This is a genomic window from Clostridioides sp. GD02377, from assembly GCF_045899875.1.
Taxonomy (GTDB): Bacteria; Bacillota; Clostridia; order Peptostreptococcales; family Peptostreptococcaceae; genus Clostridioides; species Clostridioides difficile_A.
In genome coordinates, this window is sequence record NZ_JBJODA010000020.1 from 54,904 (window position 1) to 74,224 (window position 19,321).

Genomic DNA, 19,321 nt, shown 5'->3' on the forward strand with positions numbered 1-19,321 from the left:
ACTCCTTGTTTGAATTAAACAATTTCGAGTCGATAAAAATAGCATTGGCTTCTCCAGAAAAAATAAGACAATGGTCTAGAGGAGAAGTTAAAAAGCCAGAAACTATAAATTACCGTACTTTAAAGCCAGAGAAAGATGGTCTTTTCTGTGAAAGAATATTTGGACCACAAAAAGACTGGGAGTGCCATTGTGGTAAATATAGAAGAGTTAGATATAAAGGTGTAGTTTGTGATAGATGTGGAGTAGAAGTAACTAAATCAAAGGTAAGAAGAGAGAGAATGGGACATATAGAGCTAGCAGCTCCTATGTCTCACATCTGGTACTTCAAAGGTATACCAAGTAGAATGGGACTTTTACTTGATATGTCACCAAGATCATTAGAAAAAATATTATACTTTGCTTCATATGTAGTAGTTGACCCTGGAGAAACTGGATTGAATGAAAAACAGTTACTTACAGAAAAAGAGTACAGAACTGCTCTTGAAAAGTATGGATATACTTTTACTGTAGGAATGGGTGCTGAAGCTGTAAAGATATTACTACAAAATATAAATTTGGAGCAACAAAGTAAAGACTTAAGAGCGGAATTAAAAGATAGTACAGGACAAAAGAAAGTTAGAACAATCAGAAGATTAGAAGTTGTAGAGGCATTTAAAAAGTCTGGAAATAAACCAGAATGGATGATTTTAGATGCAATACCAGTAATCCCACCAGATTTAAGACCAATGGTACAACTTGATGGTGGAAGATTTGCGACTTCAGACCTAAATGATTTATATAGAAGAGTTATAAATAGAAATAATAGACTTAAAAGACTATTAGAGCTTGGAGCTCCAGATATAATTGTAAGAAATGAAAAAAGAATGCTTCAAGAAGCAGTTGATGCATTAATAGACAATGGTAGAAGAGGTAGACCTGTAACAGGTCCTGGAAATAGACCACTTAAATCTTTATCAGATATGCTAAAAGGTAAGCAAGGTCGTTTCCGTCAAAACTTACTTGGTAAGCGTGTTGACTACTCAGGACGTTCTGTTATAGTTGTTGGACCAGAACTTAAATTCTATCAATGTGGACTTCCAAAGAAAATGGCGTTGGAATTATTCAAGCCGTTTGTTATGGATAAATTAGTTAAAGAAGGTTATGCACATAATATAAAGAGTGCGAAATCTATAGTAGAAAAAGTTAAGCCAGAAGTTTGGGATGTTTTAGAAGATGTTATAAAAAGTCATCCAGTTCTTCTTAACCGTGCACCGACTCTACATAGATTAGGTATACAAGCATTTGAACCAATCTTAGTTGAAGGTAAGGCTATAAAACTACATCCTCTTGTATGTACAGCTTATAATGCAGACTTCGATGGTGACCAAATGGCAGTCCATGTACCTTTATCAGTAGAAGCACAAGCAGAAGCAAGATTCTTAATGCTTTCTGTAAATAATATCCTTGCTCCTAAAGATGGTTCACCTATAACTACTCCATCTCAGGATATGGTTTTAGGTTGCTATTATCTAACAATAGAAGCACAAGATGGAGCTAAAGGAACAGGAATGGTATTTAAAGACTTTAATGAGCTATTACTTGCTTATTATAATAAATCAGTTCATCTACATGCTTTAGTAAAATTAAAGGTAACACTTGAAGATGGAAGCAGCTCATTAGTTGAAAGTACTGTTGGTAGATTTATATTTAATGAAAATATACCTCAAGATTTAGGTTTTGTAGATAGAAAAGAAAACCCATTTGCACTTGAAGTTGATTTCTTAGCAGATAAAAAATCTCTTGGTAAAATAATAGATAAATGTTTTAGAAAACATGGAAATACAGAAACAGCTGAATTATTAGATTATATAAAAGCTCTAGGATTTAAATATTCTACACTAGGTGGAATAACAGTTGCTGTTGATGATATGAGTGTACCAGAAGAAAAGAAAGTATTTATATCTGAAGCAGAAGCAAAAGTTGATAAATATGAAAAAGCGTACAGAAGAGGTCTAATATCTGATGAAGAGAGATATGAGAAAGTCATAGAGACATGGACAGAAACAACTGATAAAGTTACTGATGCTCTTATGGGTGGACTAGACAGATTAAATAATATATATATAATGGCACATTCAGGAGCCAGAGGTTCTAAAAACCAAATTAGACAGCTGGCAGGAATGCGTGGTCTTATGGCCAATGCGTCTGGTAAAACAGTTGAGATACCAGTTAAATCTAATTTCCGTGAAGGTCTATCAGTACTAGAATACTTTACATCTTCACATGGTGCCAGAAAAGGTCTTGCTGATACCGCTATACGTACAGCTGAATCTGGATACTTAACAAGAAGACTTGTTGATGTAAGTCAAGATGTTATCGTAAGAGAAATAGATTGTGGAACAGAGGATACTACAGAAATTTATGCTATAAAAGAAGGAAATGAAGTTATAGAAGAGATATATGATAGAATTGTAGGAAGATATACTATAGACCCTATATTAAATCCTGAAACTGGTGAGGTTATAGTTGAAGCTGATGCTATGATACAAGAAGATGAAGCAGAAACTATAGTAGATTTAGGGATTGAAAAAATTAGGATAAGAACAGTTCTTAACTGTAAAACTAATCATGGAGTTTGTTCTAAGTGCTATGGTAGAAACTTAGCTACAGGAAAAGAAGTTAATATAGGTGAAGCAGTTGGTATAATAGCAGCTCAATCTATCGGTGAGCCGGGTACTCAGCTTACAATGCGTACATTCCATACTGGAGGAGTTGCAGGAGCCGATATAACTCAAGGTCTTCCAAGGGTTGAAGAATTATTTGAGGCTAGAAAACCAAAAGGATTAGCCGTAATAACTGAAGTATCTGGTAGAGTTGAAATAGACGAAACTGGAAAGAGAAAAGAAGTAAATGTAATACCAGCAGAAGGCGAAACTCAAACATATGTGATACCATATGGTTCTAGATTAAAGGTTAAACAAGGTCAAATGTTAGAAGCTGGAGACCCATTAACACAAGGGTTTATAAATCCTCATGATATAGTAAGAGTAAATGGTGTTAAGGGAGTTCAAGAATATATAGTTAAAGAAGTTCAAAGAGTGTATAGACTTCAAGGGGTTGACGTTAACGATAAGCATATAGAAGTTATAGTAAGACAAATGCTATCTAAAGTTAAAGTTGAAGACCCAGGAGATACAGATTTATTACCAGGTGGATATGAAGATGTATTAACATTCAATGAATGTAATAAAGATGCTGTAGCCAAAGGTCTAAGACCAGCAGTTGCTAAAAGAGTTTTACTTGGTATAACTAAAGCGTCTCTTGCAACTGATTCATTCTTATCAGCAGCTTCATTCCAGGAGACAACAAGAGTATTAACAGAGGCAGCAATAAAAGGTAAAGAAGACCACTTAATAGGACTTAAAGAAAATGTTATATTAGGTAAATTAATACCAGCTGGAACAGGAATGAAGAAATATAGAAATATAGCTGTTGAAAAAATTGAAGATTAATGGCAGATAGAGTAAAGAAATCTTGACAACCATTATTTGTGGTGTTAAAATAGTAAAGTGTGTTGTTTAAAAGTGCACTAAGGGCTTGAATAAGCTCTTAGTGACTTTTAGATGGCAATAAATAAAAACTAAAAAGCATCAAGCTAGAAAAATGCTAATATCACATATTTATGTGTTATAGACATTAAATTGTAAGTAACGTATGTTACAATCAGTCAGTATGAATATTCATATTGATGTAGTTGGCGGTCACTGATAAGATCGAAAATTTGGAAGGAGGTGCAGATGATGCCAACAATTAACCAATTAGTTCGTAAAAGTAGAAAAGCGGTAGAGAAGAAATCTACTGCTCCAGCATTACAAAAAGGTTACAACTCTTTAAACAAGAAAGTAACTGACGCTAGTGCCCCACAAAAAAGAGGGGTTTGTACTTCAGTAAAAACAGTTACTCCTAAGAAACCTAACTCAGCTTTAAGAAAAGTTGCCAGAGTTAGATTAACTAATGGTATAGAAGTTTCTGCTTATATACCAGGAGAAGGACACAACTTACAAGAGCATAGTGTTGTTCTTATAAGAGGAGGAAGAGTAAAAGACCTTCCAGGGGTTAGATACCATATACTAAGAGGTACTTTAGATACAGCAGGTGTTGATAAGAGAAGACAATCAAGATCTAAGTACGGTGCGAAGAGACCTAAAGAAGCTAAAAAGTAAAAACAATTAATGATTGATTATAGTTCGGTGCTTTAAATATATATATTTATGGCATCACGGCATTAAGTGAATTATGTCGAGTACCTATGATTTAAGTTAAATAATTAAGGAGGGAAGCGAAATGCCAAGAAAAGGTAATGTTCCAAAAAGAGAAGTTTTACCAGATCCTATGTATGGGAGTAAGGTAGTTACTAAATTAATAAATAATCTAATGGTAGACGGAAAAAAAGGAAAGTCTCAAAGTATAGTTTATGATGCTTTCGCAGTTATTGCTGAAAAGACAGGAGAAGAAGCTTTAGAAGTATTTAATAAAGCAATGGACAATATAATGCCTGTTTTAGAAGTAAAAGCAAGAAGAGTTGGTGGAGCAAACTACCAAGTACCAATCGAAGTTAGACCTGAAAGAAGACAAACATTAGGTTTAAGATGGCTAGTAAAATACACTAGAGCTCGTGGAGAAAAAGGAATGGTTGATAAGCTTGCTAAAGAAATAATGGATGCAGCTAACAACACTGGAGCTTCAGTTAAGAAAAAAGAAGATACTCATAAAATGGCAGAGGCTAACAAAGCATTTGCTCATTACAGATGGTAGGATATATAGATATCTTATAAAATTGAGGATATCATAAGGAGGATAACCATGGCTAGAAAGTTTCCTTTGGAAAGAACTAGGAATATAGGAATCATGGCTCATATAGATGCAGGAAAAACTACTACTACAGAAAGAATTCTGTTTTATACTGGGCAAACTCATAAAATAGGAGAAACTCATGAAGGAGCTTCTCAAATGGACTGGATGGAGCAAGAAAAGGAAAGAGGTATAACAATAACTTCTGCCGCTACTACTGCTTCATGGAAAGACCATAGAATAAATATAATAGATACTCCTGGACACGTGGACTTCACAGTTGAAGTTGAAAGATCTCTAAGAGTTCTTGACGGTTCAGTTGCTGTATTCTGTGCAAAAGGTGGAGTTGAGCCTCAATCAGAAAATGTATGGAGACAAGCTGAAACTTATGGAGTACCTAGAATAGCTTTTGTAAATAAAATGGATATATTAGGTGCAGATTTCTACAATGTTGTAAGCATGATGAAATCTAGATTAAATTCTAATGCAGTTCCTATGCAATTACCAATAGGTAAAGAAGATTCATTCATAGGTATAATAGACTTATTAAAAATGGATGCTGTTATATACAAAGACGACCTAGGGGTTGAAATGGAAGAAACAGATATACCAGAAGACATGAAAGAATTAGCCACTGAGTGGAGAGAAAAATTAGTTGAATCAGTAGCTGAAACTGATGAAGAACTAATGATGAAATATCTTGAAGGTGAAGAGCCTACTATAGAAGAATTAAAAGTTGCTATAAGAAAAGCTACTATAGCTTGTGAAATGAACCCAGTTTTCTGTGGTACAGCTTATAGAAATAAAGGTGTTCAGTTAGTAATAGATGCAGTTTTAGATTACTTACCAGCACCAACAGATATAGCAGCTATAAAAGGTATATTAGAAGATGGAGAAGAAGCTGAAAGACATTCTTCTGATGAAGAGCCATTCTCTGCACTAGCATTCAAAATAATGACTGACCCATTCGTTGGAAAACTAGCGTTCTTCAGAGTTTACTCTGGAACATTAGAATCTGGTTCTTATGTTTTAAATGCAACTAAGAATAAGAGAGAAAGAATTGGTCGTATATTACAAATGCATGCCAATACAAGAGAAGAAATAACTAAAGTTTATGCTGGAGATATAGCAGCAGCAGTAGGATTAAAAGATACTACTACTGGAGACACATTATGTGACCCTGCTAATCCAATAATACTTGAATCTATGGAATTCCCTGAGCCAGTTATATCTGTTGCTATAGAGCCAAGCTCTAAAGCAGCTCAAGAAAAAATGGGTATAGCTCTTCAAAAATTAGCTGAAGAAGACCCAACTTTCACAGTTAAGACTGACCAAGAAACAGGACAAACTATAATATCTGGTATGGGTGAGTTACACTTAGAGATAATAGTAGATAGATTATTAAGAGAATTTAAAGTAGAAGCTAAAGTTGGTGCACCACAAGTTGCATATAGAGAAACTATAACTCAACCAGTTGATGTTGAATACAAGTACTCTAAGCAATCAGGTGGTAGAGGACAATACGGTCACGTTAAGATTAGAGTTGCTCCTCAAGAGCCAGGTGAAGGATACAAGTTCACAAACAAAACTGTTGGTGGATCTGTACCAAAAGAATATGTTGGTCCAGTTGACATGGGTATACAAGGAGCTATGCAATCTGGTATAGTTGCTGGTTATCCAGTTGTAGACGTTGCTGTTGAGTTATATGATGGTTCTTACCATGAGGTTGACTCTTCTGAGATGGCGTTTAAAATGGCTGGTTCAATGGCATTCAAAGATGCTATGAAGAAAGGTAATGCAGTTCTTTTAGAGCCTTACTTCAAAGTAGAAGTTGTTACTCCAGAAGATTACATGGGAGATGTTATGGGTGACTTAAACTCAAGAAGAGGATTAATCCAAGGTATGGAAGCTAGAAGTGGTGCACAAGTTATAAATGCATTCGTTCCACTTTCAGAAATGTTTGGATACTCAACAGACCTAAGATCTTCAACTCAAGGTCGTGCAACTTATACAATGATATTCGATCACTATGAGCAAGTTCCAGCTTCAGTTGCTAAGAAAATAGCTGAAGGAAAATAATTTAAAAATAATTAATAATATAAATATAAAAAATAATCAGCGATATGAGATATATCTCATATCGCACAAGATAAAGGGAGGAAATTCAAAATGGCTAAAGCTAAATACGAAAGAACAAAACCTCATGTTAATATAGGTACAATAGGACACGTTGACCACGGTAAAACTACATTAACAGCAGCAATAACAAAAACATTATATGACAGATATCAATTAGGAGAAGCAGTAGATTTCGCAAACATAGATAAAGCTCCAGAAGAAAGAGAAAGAGGAATCACAATATCAACAGCACACGTTGAGTATGAAACTCCAAACAGACACTACGCACACGTTGACTGCCCAGGACATGCTGACTACGTTAAGAACATGATAACAGGAGCAGCACAAATGGACGGAGCAATATTAGTTTGTTCAGCAACAGATGGACCAATGCCACAAACAAGAGAGCATATACTATTATCAAGACAAGTTGGTGTACCATATATAGTAGTATTCTTAAACAAATGTGACATGGTAGATGACGAAGAGTTATTAGAACTAGTAGAAATGGAAGTAAGAGATTTATTAACAGAATATGATTTCCCAGGAGATGATACTCCAATAATAAGAGGGTCAGCATTAATGGCATTAGAAGATCCAAAGAGCGAGTGGGGAAATAAGATAGTAGAATTATTCGAGCAAATAGATGAGTATATACCAGCTCCAGAGAGAGATACAGATAAACCATTCTTAATGCCAGTAGAGGACGTATTCTCAATCACAGGAAGAGGAACAGTTGCAACAGGAAGAGTAGAAAGAGGAGTACTAAAAGTACAAGACGAAGTAGAATTAGTAGGATTAACAGAAGCACCAAGAAAAGTAGTAGTAACAGGAGTAGAGATGTTCAGAAAATTATTAGACCAAGCACAAGCAGGGGATAATATAGGAGCATTATTAAGAGGAGTACAAAGAAGTGAGATAGAAAGAGGACAAGTACTAGCAAAAACTGGATCAGTAAAGGCACACACAAAGTTTACAGCAGAAGTATATGTACTTAAAAAAGAAGAGGGTGGAAGACATACACCATTCTTTGATGGATATAGACCACAATTCTATTTCAGAACAACAGACGTAACAGGAGCTTGTAAATTACCAGATGGAATAGAAATGGTAATGCCTGGAGATAACGTAACAATGGAAGTAGACTTAATAAACTCAATAGTTGTAGAAGAGGGACTAAGATTCTCAATAAGAGAAGGTGGAAGAACAGTAGCTTCAGGAGTTGTTGCTACTATAGTAGAGTAATCTTTTATTAAACTAATGGATTTAATATAGAAAAAGAGGGGATAACACCTCTCTTTTTTGTTTTTTGTTGACAAGTAGCACTAAAGCATATATACTAAACTAGTGCCTTGAGATAGATTAACAATCAAGTTTGAGGTTATGCTGTTGTAATAGAAAATAAAATTGAAAAAAATATAAAAAAAACTTGAAAAAATGTAACAGATGATATAAAATATAATAGTGTGCTTGAGAGATTAAGAAAATAAGAATTAAATCCTAGTGAAATACGAACTAATATCGATTTGAAAGTTACAACACACCCGGAGCAGTGTATCGGTATTGGTTGTACGCAACTTGAAAATTAAACACGTGATAAAGGAGGGAAAACAAAATGGCTAAGAATGAAAAAATAAGAATAAGATTAAAATCATATGATCACAAATTATTAGATTTTTCAGCAGGGAAAATAGTTGAAACTGCTAAAAAGGCTGGATCACAAGTTTCAGGACCTGTGCCTCTACCAACAGAAAAACAAATTGTAACTATATTAAGAGCTGTACATAAGTACAAAGACTCTAGAGAACAATTTGAAATAAGAACTCATAAAAGACTAATCGACATAGCTAATCCAACACCTAAAACAGTTGACTCATTAATGAGATTAGACTTACCAGCAGGTGTAGATATAGAAATAAAATTATAAGAACCCCTAAGATATTATCCTATAGATGATTATCTTAGAATGATTACTCTAAAAGATGTAATCCGCTGTAAGAATTATAGGAGGTGCTAATATGAAAGGAATATTAGGCAAAAAAGTTGGTATGACTCAAATATTCACTGATAAAGGTGTAGTTATACCTGTAACAGCTGTTGAAGCAGGACCTATGGTCGTTACTCAAATAAAAACAGTTGATAAAGATGGATACAATGCTATACAAATAGGTTTTGAAGATGCTAAAGAAAAAGCTTTAAACAAACCTAAAAAAGGACATTTAGCTGCTGCTAATGTTTTAAAGAAACATTTAAAAGAATTTAGAGTAGATTCTGTAGAAGGATACACAGTAGGACAAGAAATAAAAGCTGATGTATTTGAAGCAGGTGCAAAAATAGATGTTACTGGAATAAGTAAAGGTAAGGGATTCCAAGGTCCGATAAAAAGACATGGACAAAGTAGAGGTCCTGAAACTCACGGTTCTAGATACCACAGAAGACCAGGTTCAATGGGAGCTTGTTCTTACCCTGGTAGAGTATTTAAAAACAAAAAATTAGCTGGACACATGGGAAGCGTAAAGGTAACAGTTCAAAACTTAGAGGTTGTTAAAGTAGATGCTGATAAGAACCTTATATTAGTTAAGGGAGCTATACCAGGAGCTAAAGGTTCAGTAGTAACTATAAAAGAAGCTGTAAAGGTTTCTAAATAATGACTAACCTAGAGAAAGGAGGAATAACAATGCCAAAATTAAATGTACTAAATGTTAGTGGACAAAACGTTGGAGAAATAGAATTATCAGATTCTATATTTGGCGTAGAAGTTAATGGACATGTTTTATACGAAGTTGTAAAAAATCAATTAGCAAATAAGAGACAAGGAACTCAATCTGCTAAAACTAGAGCAGAAGTTAGAGGTGGCGGAAGAAAACCTTGGAAACAAAAAGGAACAGGTAGAGCAAGACAAGGTTCTACAAGATCTGTACAATGGGTAGGTGGAGGAGTTGCTTTTGCACCTAAGCCAAGAAGCTACAGATATACATTACCTAAGAAGGTAAGAAGATTAGCTATGAAGAGTGCTTTATCTTCAAAAGTACAAAATAGTGAAGTTATAGTATTAGATGCATTAAACATGGATGCTCCTAAAACTAAAGAATTTGCTCAAATATTAAATAATATAAATGCTGCTAAAAAAGCTTTAGTAGTTATAGCTGACAAAAACGATAACGTAATAAAATCAGCTAGAAATATAGAAGGTGTTCAAACTGCATTAGTTAATACTATGAACGTATATGATATATTAAAATATGATTCATTTATAATAACTACAGATGCTGTTAAAAAAGTGGAGGAGGTGTACGCATAATGACTAATCCACATGATGTAATAATAAGACCAGTTGTAACTGAGCACAGTATGGCTGAAATGGGTGAAAAAAAATACACTTTTGTTGTGGCTAAAGATGCGAACAAAACTGAAATAAAAAAAGCAGTAGAAAAAGTATTCGGAGTTAGTGTTGATAAAGTAAATACTTTAAACTACGATGGAAAAGTTAAAAGAATGGGTAGAACTCAAGGAAGAACATCAAGCTTTAAGAAAGCAGTAGTTAAATTAACTGCTGATAGTAAAGAAATAGAATTCTTCCAAGGAATGTAGTATTATAACAAACGAAGGAGGGAAAACAGATGGCTATAAAAAAGTTTAGACCAACTTCTCCTGCCTTAAGACAAATGACAGTTTTAGTTTCTGATGAAATAACATGTAATCAACCAGAGAAATCTCTTTTAGTTAACTTAAAGAAAAATGCTGGTAGAAACGTACATGGTAGAATAACTGTTCGTCATAGAGGTGGAGGACAAAAAAGAAAATATAGAATAATAGATTTTAAAAGAGATAAAGATGGTATACCTGCTAAGGTTGCTACTATAGAATATGATCCAAACAGAACTGCAAATATCGCATTATTAAACTATGCTGATGGTGAAAAAAGATATATATTAGCTCCAGTTGGAATTAATGTTGGAGATACTATATTATCAGGATTAGGTGCTGATATAAAGCCAGGAAACTGTTTAGCATTAAAAGATATGCCAGTTGGTACTATCATTCATAATATAGAATTAAAGCCAGGAAAAGGAGCTCAATTAGTTAGATCTGCTGGAGTTTCTGCACAATTAATGGCTAAAGAAGGAAAAAATGCTTTATTAAGATTACCATCAGGTGAGATGAGATTAGTAAGTATAAACTGTAAAGCTACTATAGGACAAGTTGGGAATATAGAGCACGGTAACGTAGTTATCGGTAAAGCAGGAAGAAAAAGACATATGGGAATAAGACCTACTGTAAGAGGTTCTGTAATGAACCCTAATGACCATCCACACGGTGGAGGGGAAGGTAGATCTCCAATAGGTAGACCATCTCCTGTTACTCCATGGGGTAAACCAGCTCTTGGATATAAAACTAGAAAGAAAAATAAAGCTTCAAATAAATTAATAGTATCAAGAAGAACTAAGTAGTAAATTTATTTTTGCTCGGAAAGGAGGAATATAAATGTCAAGATCAACTAAAAAAGGGCCTTTTGTCCATGCAAGACTTTTAAAGAAGATAGAAGCTATGAATGCTAGTGGAAGTAAAGAAGTTATAAAAACTTGGTCAAGATCTTCAACTGTATTTCCACAAATGGTAGAAAACACTATAGCTGTTCATGATGGAAGAAAACATGTTCCAGTATATATAACAGAAGATATGGTTGGACATAAATTAGGTGAGTTCGTTCCTACTAGAACTTTCAAAGGACATAAGGATGACGAAAAATCTAATAAGAGAAAATAATTAAATTATGACTAAGAAAGGAGGAATAACAATGGAAGCAAAAGCTACTGCTAAATACGTACGTGTATCACCAAGAAAAGCAGGCCAAATATGTGACCTTGTTAGAGGAAAGAATGTTGATGAAGCATTAGCAATATTAAAGTTTACTCCAAGAGGAGCAGCTTCAATAATAGCTAAGGTTGTAAAATCAGCTAAAGCTAACGCAGAAAACAATCACGAAATGGATACTGAAAAATTATATATAGCATCAATAGTTGCTAATCAAGGGCCAACAATGAAGAGATTCATGCCTAGAGCTATGGGTCGTGCAACTACAATAAGAAAAAGAACTTCTCATATAGAGGTTGTTGTTAAAGAGAAAAAATAATTAATAGATAGGAGGGAAAGTAATGGGTCAAAAGGTTAATCCACACGGCTTAAGAGTCGGTGTTATAAAAGATTGGGACTCAAGATGGTTCGCTACTGATAAAAAAGAGTTCGGAAACTTATTATTAGAAGACCATAATATACGTAAATTCTTAAAGAAAAGATTATACTCAGCTGGAGTTGCTAAGATAGAAATAGAAAGATCAGCTAATAAAATAAAAATGGACTTACACGTTGCTAAGCCAGGAGTAGTTATAGGAAGAGCTGGTGCAGGAATCGAAGCATTAAAAGTTGAATTAGAAAAAATGACAAAGAAAACTATAATAGTTAATATAGTAGAAGTAAGAAGTACAGATAAAAATGCTCAATTAGTAGCTGAAAATATAGCTTTAGCTATAGAGAGAAGAGTTGCTTTCAGAAGAGCAATGAAACAAGCTATACAAAGAGCAATGAAATCTGGTGCTAAAGGAATAAAAGTTTCTGCTTCTGGAAGATTAGGTGGAGCTGAGATGGCTAGAACTGAAGGTTATAGTGAAGGAAATGTGCCACTACAAACTTTAAGAGCAGATATAGATTATGGTTTCGCTGAAGCTGATACTACTTATGGAAAAATCGGTATAAAAGTTTGGATATGTAATGGTGAAGTTTTACCAACTAGAGACGGTGTAAATCCAAGAGAAGAAAGCAGAAAGAGCGATAGAAGAGACAATAAGAGAGATAACAGAAGAAACGATAGAAGAGGAAATGACAATAGAAACTATAGAGGAAATGATAATAGAGGAAATGATAACAGAGGAAACTACAGAGGACAAAGACCTCAAGGTGGATCAAGACCTCAAAGAACTGAAAACAAAGGAAATTAATAATAGTTAGGTTCAAGGAAGGAGGAAAAATACTCATGTTAATGCCAAAAAGAGTAAAGCGTCGTAGAGTTCATAGAGGAAGTATGGCTGGGCAAGCTCATAAAGGTAACAAAGTTACTTATGGTGAGTTTGGATTAGTAGCCTTAGAAGCTTCTTGGATAACTTCTAATCAAATAGAAGCTGCCAGAATCGCGATGACTAGATATATAAAAAGAGGGGGAAAGGTTTGGATAAAAATATTCCCTCATAAACCAGTAACAAGAAAACCAGCAGAAACTCGTATGGGTGCAGGGAAAGGTTCTCCAGAATATTGGGTAGCTGTAGTTAAGCCAGGAAGAGTTATGTTTGAATTAGCGGGTGTTTCTGAAGATAAGGCAAGAGAAGCTATGAGACTTGCTGCACATAAATTACCAATCAAATGTAAATTTGTGAAAAAAGAAGATTTAGAAGTAAAGGGTGGTGAATAGGATGAAAGCTAAAGAATTAAGAGATTTAACAAGCGAAGAGCTAATGAACAAATTAAACGACTTCAAAAGTGAATTATTTAGCTTAAGATTCCAATTAGCTACTGGTCAATTAGAAAATACAGCTAGAATAAAGTTTGTTAAGAAGGATATAGCAAAAGTTAAAACTGTTCTTGCTGAAAGAAAGTTATACGAAACTAGAGCTTAATTTGGAAAGGAGGCTTTTTAAACATGGAAAGAGGAAGAAGAAAAGTTAGAATAGGCCGTGTTGTTAGTGATAAGATGGATAAAACAATAGTAGTAGCTGTTGAAGAGTTTGTACGTCATCCACTATATAATAAACGTGTTAAGAGAACTAAAAAATTCAAGGCTCATGATGAAAAGAATATATGTAACATCGGAGATAGAGTTAAAATAATGGAAACTAGACCTTTATCAAAAGACAAGAGATTTAGACTAGTTGAAGTTGTTGAGAAAGTGAAATAGTTTTTGAAGAAGGAGGGATTACGATATGATACAACAAGAATCACGTCTAAGAGTTGCTGATAACTCAGGAGCTAAAGAAATTTTATGTATACGTGTTCTAGGCGGAAGTAAAAGAAGATATGGTAACATAGGTGACGTTATAGTTGCTACTGTTAAAAGTGCAACACCTGGTGGAGTTGTAAAAAAAGGTAAAGTTGTTAAAGCTGTTATAGTGAGAACTAAACAAGGCATGAGACGTAATGATGGAAGTTATATTTCTTTTGATGAGAATGCAGCTGTTATAATAAAAGACGATAAAACTCCAGTAGGGACTCGTATATTCGGGCCTGTTGCTAGAGAGTTAAGAGACAATGAATTCATGAAAATAGTTTCTCTTGCTCCAGAAGTACTATAATTAAGGAGGTGCAATAGGACATGATGCGTGTTAAAAAAGGTGACACTGTTGTAGTTATAGCAGGTAAAGATAAAGGTAAAAAAGGTTCAGTTTTAAAGGTATATCCTAAAGCTAGCAAAGTGTTAGTTGAAGGTGTAAATGTAATAACTAAACATCAAAAACCAAGTGCTATGAACCAACAAGGTGGAATAATAAATAAAGAAGCCCCAATACACATATCTAATGTAATGCCATTTGATCCTGAAACAGGAAAAGGCGTTAGAGTAAGATATGAAGTAAAAGATGGGAACAAAGTAAGAGTATCAGCAAAGAGCGGAAAAGAATTATAATAAATATTGCTTGAAAGGAGGGACCTTAAATGGCTTCTAGATTACAAGAAAAATACATGAAAGAAGTTGCTCCTGCTTTAATGGAGAAATTTGGATACAAAAACGTAATGGAGATACCTAAGTTAGATAAAATAGTTATTAACATGGGTATAGGTGACGCTAGAGAAAATCCAAAAGGATTAGAAAAAGGCGTTGAAGAATTAGAAATAATATCAGGACAAAAGCCTGTTATAACTAAAGCTAGAAAATCTGTTGCTAACTTCAAATTAAGAGAAGGAATGCCAATAGGAACAAAAGTTACATTAAGAGCTGACAAAATGTTCTACTTTATGGACAAACTAGTTTCTGTTTCTTTACCAAGAGTTAGAGACTTTAGAGGAGTTAACCCTAACGCTTTTGATGGTAGAGGAAACTATGCTTTAGGAGTTAAAGAACAATTAATATTCCCTGAAATAGAATATGATAAAATAGATAAAGTAAGAGGAATGGATATAATATTTGTTACTACAGCGAAAACTGACGAAGAAGCTCGTGAATTATTAAAATTATTAGGAATGCCATTTTCTAAGTAAGCAAAGGAGGGATTCCCGTGGCTAGAAAAGCGATGGTTGTTAAACAACAAAGAAAGCAAAAGTACGCTACTAGAGAATACACTAGATGTACTATATGCGGAAGACCGCATTCAGTTTTGAAAAAATTTGGTATATGCCGTATATGCTTTAGAGAATTAGCTTATAAAGGTCAAATACCTGGTGTTAGAAAAGCAAGCTGGTAGAAGCTTGATTAGAATGGAAGGAGGGCAACAAAATGACAATGACAGATCCAATTGCAGATATGCTTACTCGTATAAGAAATGCTAATGTTGTTAAGCATGAAACTGTAGATGTTCCAGCTTCTAATATTAAGAAAGAGTTAGCTAGAATCTTATTAGAAGAAGGTTTCATAAGAGGTTATGATGTTATAGAAGACGGAAAACAAGGTATCATAAGAATACAATTAAAGTACGGACAAGAAGGCGAAAGAGTTATAACAGGTCTTAAGAAAATATCTAAGCCTGGTATGAGAGTTTACGCTGCTAATCACGAGATACCAAAAGTATTAAACGGATTAGGAATATCAGTTATATCTACTTCAAAAGGAATATTAACTGACAAGCAAGCTAGAAAAGAAAATGTTGGTGGAGAAGTAATCTGCTACGTTTGGTAATTAATATGAACAATGTAAGGAGGTGCGACCATGTCAAGAATAGGTGTTAAGCCAATAATAATACCAGCAGGTGTTGAAGTTACTATAGCTGAAGGAAATTTAGTTACAGTAAAAGGTCCAAAAGGAACTTTAACTAAACAATTAAGTGCTGAGTTAAACATAAAAAAAGAAGAAAATACAATAATGGTTGAAAGACCAACTGATAATAAAAAACATAGATCTTTACACGGATTAACTAGAACTTTATTAGATAATATGGTTGTAGGTGTAAATACTGGTTTCGAAAAGAAATTAGAACTAAAAGGTGTTGGATATAGAGCTCAAAAACAAGGAAGTAAATTAGTTATGAACTTAGGTTTCTCTCATCCAGTTGAAATGGAAGATCCAGAAGGAATAACTGTTGAAGCTCCAAACCAAACAGAGTTAATAGTAAAAGGTATAGACAAGCAATTAGTAGGAAATTATGCTGCTAAGATAAGAGCTTGGAGAAAACCAGAGCCATACAAAGGTAAAGGTATAAAATACGTTGATGAAGTAATCAGACGTAAAGAAGGAAAAACTGGTAAAAAATAATACCAAAACTTAAACGCTAGAAAGGAGTGAGCTAGGTGTTAAAAAAAGCTGATAAAAATGCTAATAGACTTCAAAGACATAAGAGAGTTCGTAGAAAAATAAGCGGTACTTCTCAAAGACCAAGATTATGTGTATTTAGAAGTGCTAATAATATATATGCTCAAATAATAGATGACACAAACAGAGTAACTCTAGTTGCTGCATCTTCTTTAGAAGCAGAAGTTAAGAGTGCTGTCAATCATACAGGAAACAAGGAAGCAGCTAAGAAAGTTGGAGAATTAGTTGCTAAAAAAGCTGTTGAAAAAGGAATCACTGAAGTTGTATTTGACAGAGGTGGATACTTATATCATGGAAGAATTCAAGAATTAGCTGAAGGTGCTAGAGAAGCTGGTCTTAAGTTCTAATACGAAGGAGGGAAAAATACATGCTACGTCGTAAGCCGATAGATGCAGGACAACTTGACTTACAAGAAAAAGTTGTTGAAGTAAGACGTGTTACTAAGGTTGTAAAAGGTGGTAGAAACTTCAGATTTGCAGCGTTAGTAGTTGTTGGAGATGAAAACGGACACGTTGGTATAGGTGCTGGGAAGGCAATGGAAGTACCAGACGCTATAAAAAAAGCAGTTGAAGATGCTAAGAAAAATCTAATAGTAGTGCCAATAGTTGGGACTACAATTCCTCACGAAGTACGCGGACACTTTGGTGCTGGAAATATATTAATAATGCCTGCTGTAGAAGGTACAGGAGTAATAGCTGGGGGACCTGCTAGAGCCGTACTTGAGCTAGCTGGACTAAAAGACGTTAGAGCTAAGTCTTTAGGATCTAACAATCCAAGAAATATGGTAAATGCTACAATAGAAGGACTTAATTCTCTAAAAACAGTTGAAGATATAGCTAAACTTAGAGGTAAAAAAGTTGAAGAACTTCTAGGGTAAGGAGGTAGTGTAAAATGGCTAAATTACAAATAAAGTTAGTTAGAAGTGTTATAGGAACTACTCCTAACCAAAAAAAGAATGTTGAAGCGTTAGGATTAAGAAAAAGAGAACAAGTTGTTGTAAAAGAAGACAATGCTCAAACAAGAGGTATGATAAATAAAGTGAGTCACTTATTAGAAGTAACTGAAATAGCTGAATAATTTTTATAAAGTAGTGCAAGGAGGTGCAATCCATGAAGTTACATGAGTTAAAACCTGCTGAAGGTGCAGTAAGAGCTAAAAGAAGATTAGGTAGAGGTACTGCAACTGGACAAGGTAAAACTGCAGGACGTGGACAAAAAGGTCAATGGTCTCGTTCTGGTGGTGGAGTAAGAGTAGGATTTGAAGGTGGACAAATGCCACTAGCTAGAAGACTTCCTAAGAGAGGTTTCAATAACATATTTAAGAAAGTTTACACAGAAGTTAATGTGGAAGTTTTAAATAGATTTGAAAATGGAACAGAAATAACTGCAGAATTATTAAAATCTACTAAAACTATAAGCAAGATAGGTAAAGATGGAATCAAAATCTTAGGTGAAGGTAATTTAGAGAAAGCTTTAACTGTTAAAGCTGCTAAATTTACAGCTTCAGCTCAAGAAAAAATAGAAAAAGCTGGTGGAAAAGCAGAGTTAGTATAATAACCTGCTAATCTCCTAGCCAGTACAGGCGGGGTGAATTAGCGTGCTGTCAAAATTAAAACAAGCTTGGAAGATTAAAGCAGTAAGAAAAAAAGTAATGTATACACTTATGATGATCGTGATATTCAGAATAGGTACTACTATACCAGTTCCAGGCATAGACACTAGTATTATACAAAAGATGGTAGGCGGCAATAGTCTACTTTCTCTGTATAATATGTTTACTGGTGGAGCATTTAGTAACTTTTCACTATTTGCTTTAGGTATAAGTCCATATATTACTGCATCAATCATAATACAACTTCTAACAGTAGGTTTTGAGAGTCTAGCAGAACTTCAAAAATCTGGTGAAGAAGGAAAGAAAAAAATTAATAAGTACACTAAATATACAGCACTAGCTCTAGCAGTTGTACAAGCTTTGGGAATTACATTAGGAATTGTAAGAAGTGCTTTAATATCAAATAGTGTGTTTTTTATATCAACTGTTGTAATAACATTAGTTTCAGCAAGTATGTTAGTAATGTGGATTGGGGACAAAATTACTGAAAAAGGAATCGGTAATGGTAGTTCAGTGATAATATTTGCAGGTATAATATCAAGAATACCAACAGATGTTATTAAAATCGCGCAACAAGTTAAATCTGGTCAAGTTGCACCTTGGGTTATAATACTTCTAATTGTAGTTATATTACTTACAGTTACAGGAGTTACATTCATACAAGAAGCAACTAGAAAGATACCTGTACAATATGCTAAAAGAGTTGTTGGAAGAAAGATGTATGGAGGACAAAGTTCTCATATACCAATGAAAGTTAACCAATCAGGAGTTATGCCTATAATTTTTGCTAGTTCACTTTTAGCTTTTCCTCAAACAATAGCTATGTTTATGGGACCAAATGCTCAAGCTTTTGTTCAAAAATACTTAAGTATGGCAACAGAACAAGGATTTTGGACATATAGATCAATTGAGATTCTACTTATAATTTTCTTCTCATATTTTTATACAACTGTATCATTCAATACAGAAGATATATCTAAAAATATGAAAAACAATGGTGGATTTATACCAGGTATAAGACCAGGTGAACCTACTATGGATTATTTAAATAGAATTTTAACTAGATTAACTTTAGCTGGAGCAACTTTCTTAGCAATAATTGCTATGGTACCAGCTCTTACAACACATTATATGAAAGTAAATATGAGTCTAGCTGGGACTTCATTGCTAATCGTTGTTGGGGTTGCTTTGGAACTTAAGAGACAGTTAGAGTCAAACTTAGTTATGAGAAGCTATCAAGGTTTCTTAAAATAAAAT

The 19,321-nt window shown here is 34.1% G+C and carries 27 protein-coding genes; all 27 read left to right on the plus strand.

Going from position 1 to position 19,321, the window contains the following annotated elements; genetic code table 11:
• The first annotated feature begins 5 nt into the window (after window positions 1-5).
• The 27 genes from rpoC (at window position 6) to secY (ending at window position 19,318) form a co-directional block, all read left to right on the plus strand.
• Window positions 6-3,491 (plus strand): DNA-directed RNA polymerase subunit beta', encoded by a 3,486-nt coding sequence (rpoC, locus tag Q3304_RS16710; RefSeq protein ID WP_054268678.1) that lies wholly within the window; start codon window positions 6-8, stop codon window positions 3,489-3,491.
• A 288-nt stretch (window positions 3,492-3,779) separates the two neighbouring features.
• Window positions 3,780-4,202, plus strand: coding sequence for a 30S ribosomal protein S12 (rpsL, locus tag Q3304_RS16715; protein WP_021382501.1), 423 nt, complete (start codon window positions 3,780-3,782; stop codon window positions 4,200-4,202).
• A 121-nt stretch (window positions 4,203-4,323) separates the two neighbouring features.
• Window positions 4,324-4,794, plus strand: coding sequence for a 30S ribosomal protein S7 (gene rpsG / locus Q3304_RS16720; RefSeq protein WP_021382504.1), 471 nt, complete (start codon window positions 4,324-4,326; stop codon window positions 4,792-4,794).
• A gap of 48 nt (window positions 4,795-4,842) precedes the next feature.
• Window positions 4,843-6,909 carry an elongation factor G gene (fusA, locus tag Q3304_RS16725; protein ID WP_021382502.1) on the plus strand — a complete coding sequence of 689 codons (2,067 nt, stop codon included), beginning with the start codon at window positions 4,843-4,845 and terminating at the stop codon, window positions 6,907-6,909.
• A gap of 90 nt (window positions 6,910-6,999) precedes the next feature.
• Window positions 7,000-8,193, plus strand: a complete 1,194-nt coding sequence (tuf, locus tag Q3304_RS16730) for an elongation factor Tu (protein ID WP_074179359.1) — start codon at window positions 7,000-7,002, stop codon at window positions 8,191-8,193.
• A 370-nt stretch (window positions 8,194-8,563) separates the two neighbouring features.
• The gene (gene rpsJ, locus Q3304_RS16735) at window positions 8,564-8,875 is read left to right on the plus strand and encodes a 30S ribosomal protein S10 (protein ID WP_054268679.1); all 312 of its coding nucleotides are present in this window, start codon (window positions 8,564-8,566) and stop codon (window positions 8,873-8,875) included.
• Window positions 8,876-8,966: 91 nt separating this feature from the next.
• Window positions 8,967-9,596, plus strand: coding sequence for a 50S ribosomal protein L3 (gene rplC, locus Q3304_RS16740; protein WP_021386632.1), 630 nt, complete (start codon window positions 8,967-8,969; stop codon window positions 9,594-9,596).
• A 29-nt stretch (window positions 9,597-9,625) separates the two neighbouring features.
• Entirely contained in the window at window positions 9,626-10,249 is a 624-nt protein-coding gene (rplD, locus tag Q3304_RS16745) for a 50S ribosomal protein L4 (protein WP_054268680.1), read from the plus strand.
• Complete coding sequence (rplW, locus tag Q3304_RS16750) at window positions 10,249-10,539, plus strand: 50S ribosomal protein L23 (protein ID WP_003435681.1); 291 nt, start codon at window positions 10,249-10,251, stop codon at window positions 10,537-10,539. The genes rplD and rplW overlap by 1 nt, the downstream gene beginning before the upstream one ends.
• Before the next feature lie 29 nt (window positions 10,540-10,568).
• Window positions 10,569-11,399, plus strand: coding sequence for a 50S ribosomal protein L2 (gene rplB / locus Q3304_RS16755; RefSeq protein WP_003421168.1), 831 nt, complete (start codon window positions 10,569-10,571; stop codon window positions 11,397-11,399).
• 34 nt (window positions 11,400-11,433) lie between these two features.
• Complete coding sequence (gene rpsS, locus Q3304_RS16760; RefSeq protein WP_021386634.1) at window positions 11,434-11,715, plus strand: 30S ribosomal protein S19; 282 nt, start codon at window positions 11,434-11,436, stop codon at window positions 11,713-11,715.
• 31 nt (window positions 11,716-11,746) lie between these two features.
• A complete protein-coding gene (gene rplV / locus Q3304_RS16765; protein WP_009887891.1) occupies window positions 11,747-12,082 on the plus strand; it encodes a 50S ribosomal protein L22 in 336 nt (111 codons plus the stop codon).
• Window positions 12,083-12,104: 22 nt separating this feature from the next.
• Window positions 12,105-12,944: a 30S ribosomal protein S3 gene (rpsC, locus tag Q3304_RS16770; RefSeq protein ID WP_054268681.1), complete on the plus strand. Its 840-nt coding sequence runs from the start codon at window positions 12,105-12,107 to the stop codon at window positions 12,942-12,944.
• A gap of 35 nt (window positions 12,945-12,979) precedes the next feature.
• Window positions 12,980-13,411 carry a 50S ribosomal protein L16 gene (gene rplP, locus Q3304_RS16775; RefSeq protein WP_003421160.1) on the plus strand — a complete coding sequence of 144 codons (432 nt, stop codon included), beginning with the start codon at window positions 12,980-12,982 and terminating at the stop codon, window positions 13,409-13,411.
• A 1-nt stretch (window position 13,412) separates the two neighbouring features.
• Window positions 13,413-13,616: a 50S ribosomal protein L29 gene (gene rpmC, locus Q3304_RS16780; RefSeq protein ID WP_003421158.1), complete on the plus strand. Its 204-nt coding sequence runs from the start codon at window positions 13,413-13,415 to the stop codon at window positions 13,614-13,616.
• Window positions 13,617-13,639: 23 nt separating this feature from the next.
• Window positions 13,640-13,894 (plus strand): 30S ribosomal protein S17, encoded by a 255-nt coding sequence (gene rpsQ / locus Q3304_RS16785; RefSeq protein WP_003421156.1) that lies wholly within the window; start codon window positions 13,640-13,642, stop codon window positions 13,892-13,894.
• Window positions 13,895-13,919: 25 nt separating this feature from the next.
• Window positions 13,920-14,288, plus strand: a complete 369-nt coding sequence (gene rplN, locus Q3304_RS16790; RefSeq protein WP_021382511.1) for a 50S ribosomal protein L14 — start codon at window positions 13,920-13,922, stop codon at window positions 14,286-14,288.
• A gap of 23 nt (window positions 14,289-14,311) precedes the next feature.
• Window positions 14,312-14,617 (plus strand): 50S ribosomal protein L24, encoded by a 306-nt coding sequence (gene rplX, locus Q3304_RS16795; RefSeq protein WP_021382513.1) that lies wholly within the window; start codon window positions 14,312-14,314, stop codon window positions 14,615-14,617.
• Between the two features lie 29 nt (window positions 14,618-14,646).
• On the plus strand, window positions 14,647-15,189 hold the full coding sequence (rplE, locus tag Q3304_RS16800) for a 50S ribosomal protein L5 (RefSeq protein WP_021382514.1): 543 nt from the start codon (window positions 14,647-14,649) through the stop codon (window positions 15,187-15,189).
• A 17-nt stretch (window positions 15,190-15,206) separates the two neighbouring features.
• Window positions 15,207-15,392: a type Z 30S ribosomal protein S14 gene (locus Q3304_RS16805; RefSeq protein ID WP_003421149.1), complete on the plus strand. Its 186-nt coding sequence runs from the start codon at window positions 15,207-15,209 to the stop codon at window positions 15,390-15,392.
• Window positions 15,393-15,424: 32 nt separating this feature from the next.
• Entirely contained in the window at window positions 15,425-15,823 is a 399-nt protein-coding gene (gene rpsH / locus Q3304_RS16810; RefSeq protein ID WP_021382525.1) for a 30S ribosomal protein S8, read from the plus strand.
• Between the two features lie 30 nt (window positions 15,824-15,853).
• Complete coding sequence (gene rplF, locus Q3304_RS16815) at window positions 15,854-16,396, plus strand: 50S ribosomal protein L6 (RefSeq protein ID WP_054268682.1); 543 nt, start codon at window positions 15,854-15,856, stop codon at window positions 16,394-16,396.
• A gap of 35 nt (window positions 16,397-16,431) precedes the next feature.
• The gene (gene rplR / locus Q3304_RS16820) at window positions 16,432-16,800 is read left to right on the plus strand and encodes a 50S ribosomal protein L18 (RefSeq protein WP_054268683.1); all 369 of its coding nucleotides are present in this window, start codon (window positions 16,432-16,434) and stop codon (window positions 16,798-16,800) included.
• 20 nt (window positions 16,801-16,820) lie between these two features.
• Window positions 16,821-17,330: a 30S ribosomal protein S5 gene (rpsE, locus tag Q3304_RS16825; RefSeq protein ID WP_003421138.1), complete on the plus strand. Its 510-nt coding sequence runs from the start codon at window positions 16,821-16,823 to the stop codon at window positions 17,328-17,330.
• Window positions 17,331-17,344: 14 nt separating this feature from the next.
• Window positions 17,345-17,530 carry a 50S ribosomal protein L30 gene (gene rpmD, locus Q3304_RS16830; protein WP_003421137.1) on the plus strand — a complete coding sequence of 62 codons (186 nt, stop codon included), beginning with the start codon at window positions 17,345-17,347 and terminating at the stop codon, window positions 17,528-17,530.
• Window positions 17,531-17,562: 32 nt separating this feature from the next.
• Window positions 17,563-18,006, plus strand: a complete 444-nt coding sequence (rplO, locus tag Q3304_RS16835; RefSeq protein ID WP_003421135.1) for a 50S ribosomal protein L15 — start codon at window positions 17,563-17,565, stop codon at window positions 18,004-18,006.
• A 43-nt stretch (window positions 18,007-18,049) separates the two neighbouring features.
• Entirely contained in the window at window positions 18,050-19,318 is a 1,269-nt protein-coding gene (gene secY / locus Q3304_RS16840; protein WP_054268684.1) for a preprotein translocase subunit SecY, read from the plus strand.
• The last annotated feature ends 3 nt before the right edge of the window (window positions 19,319-19,321 follow it).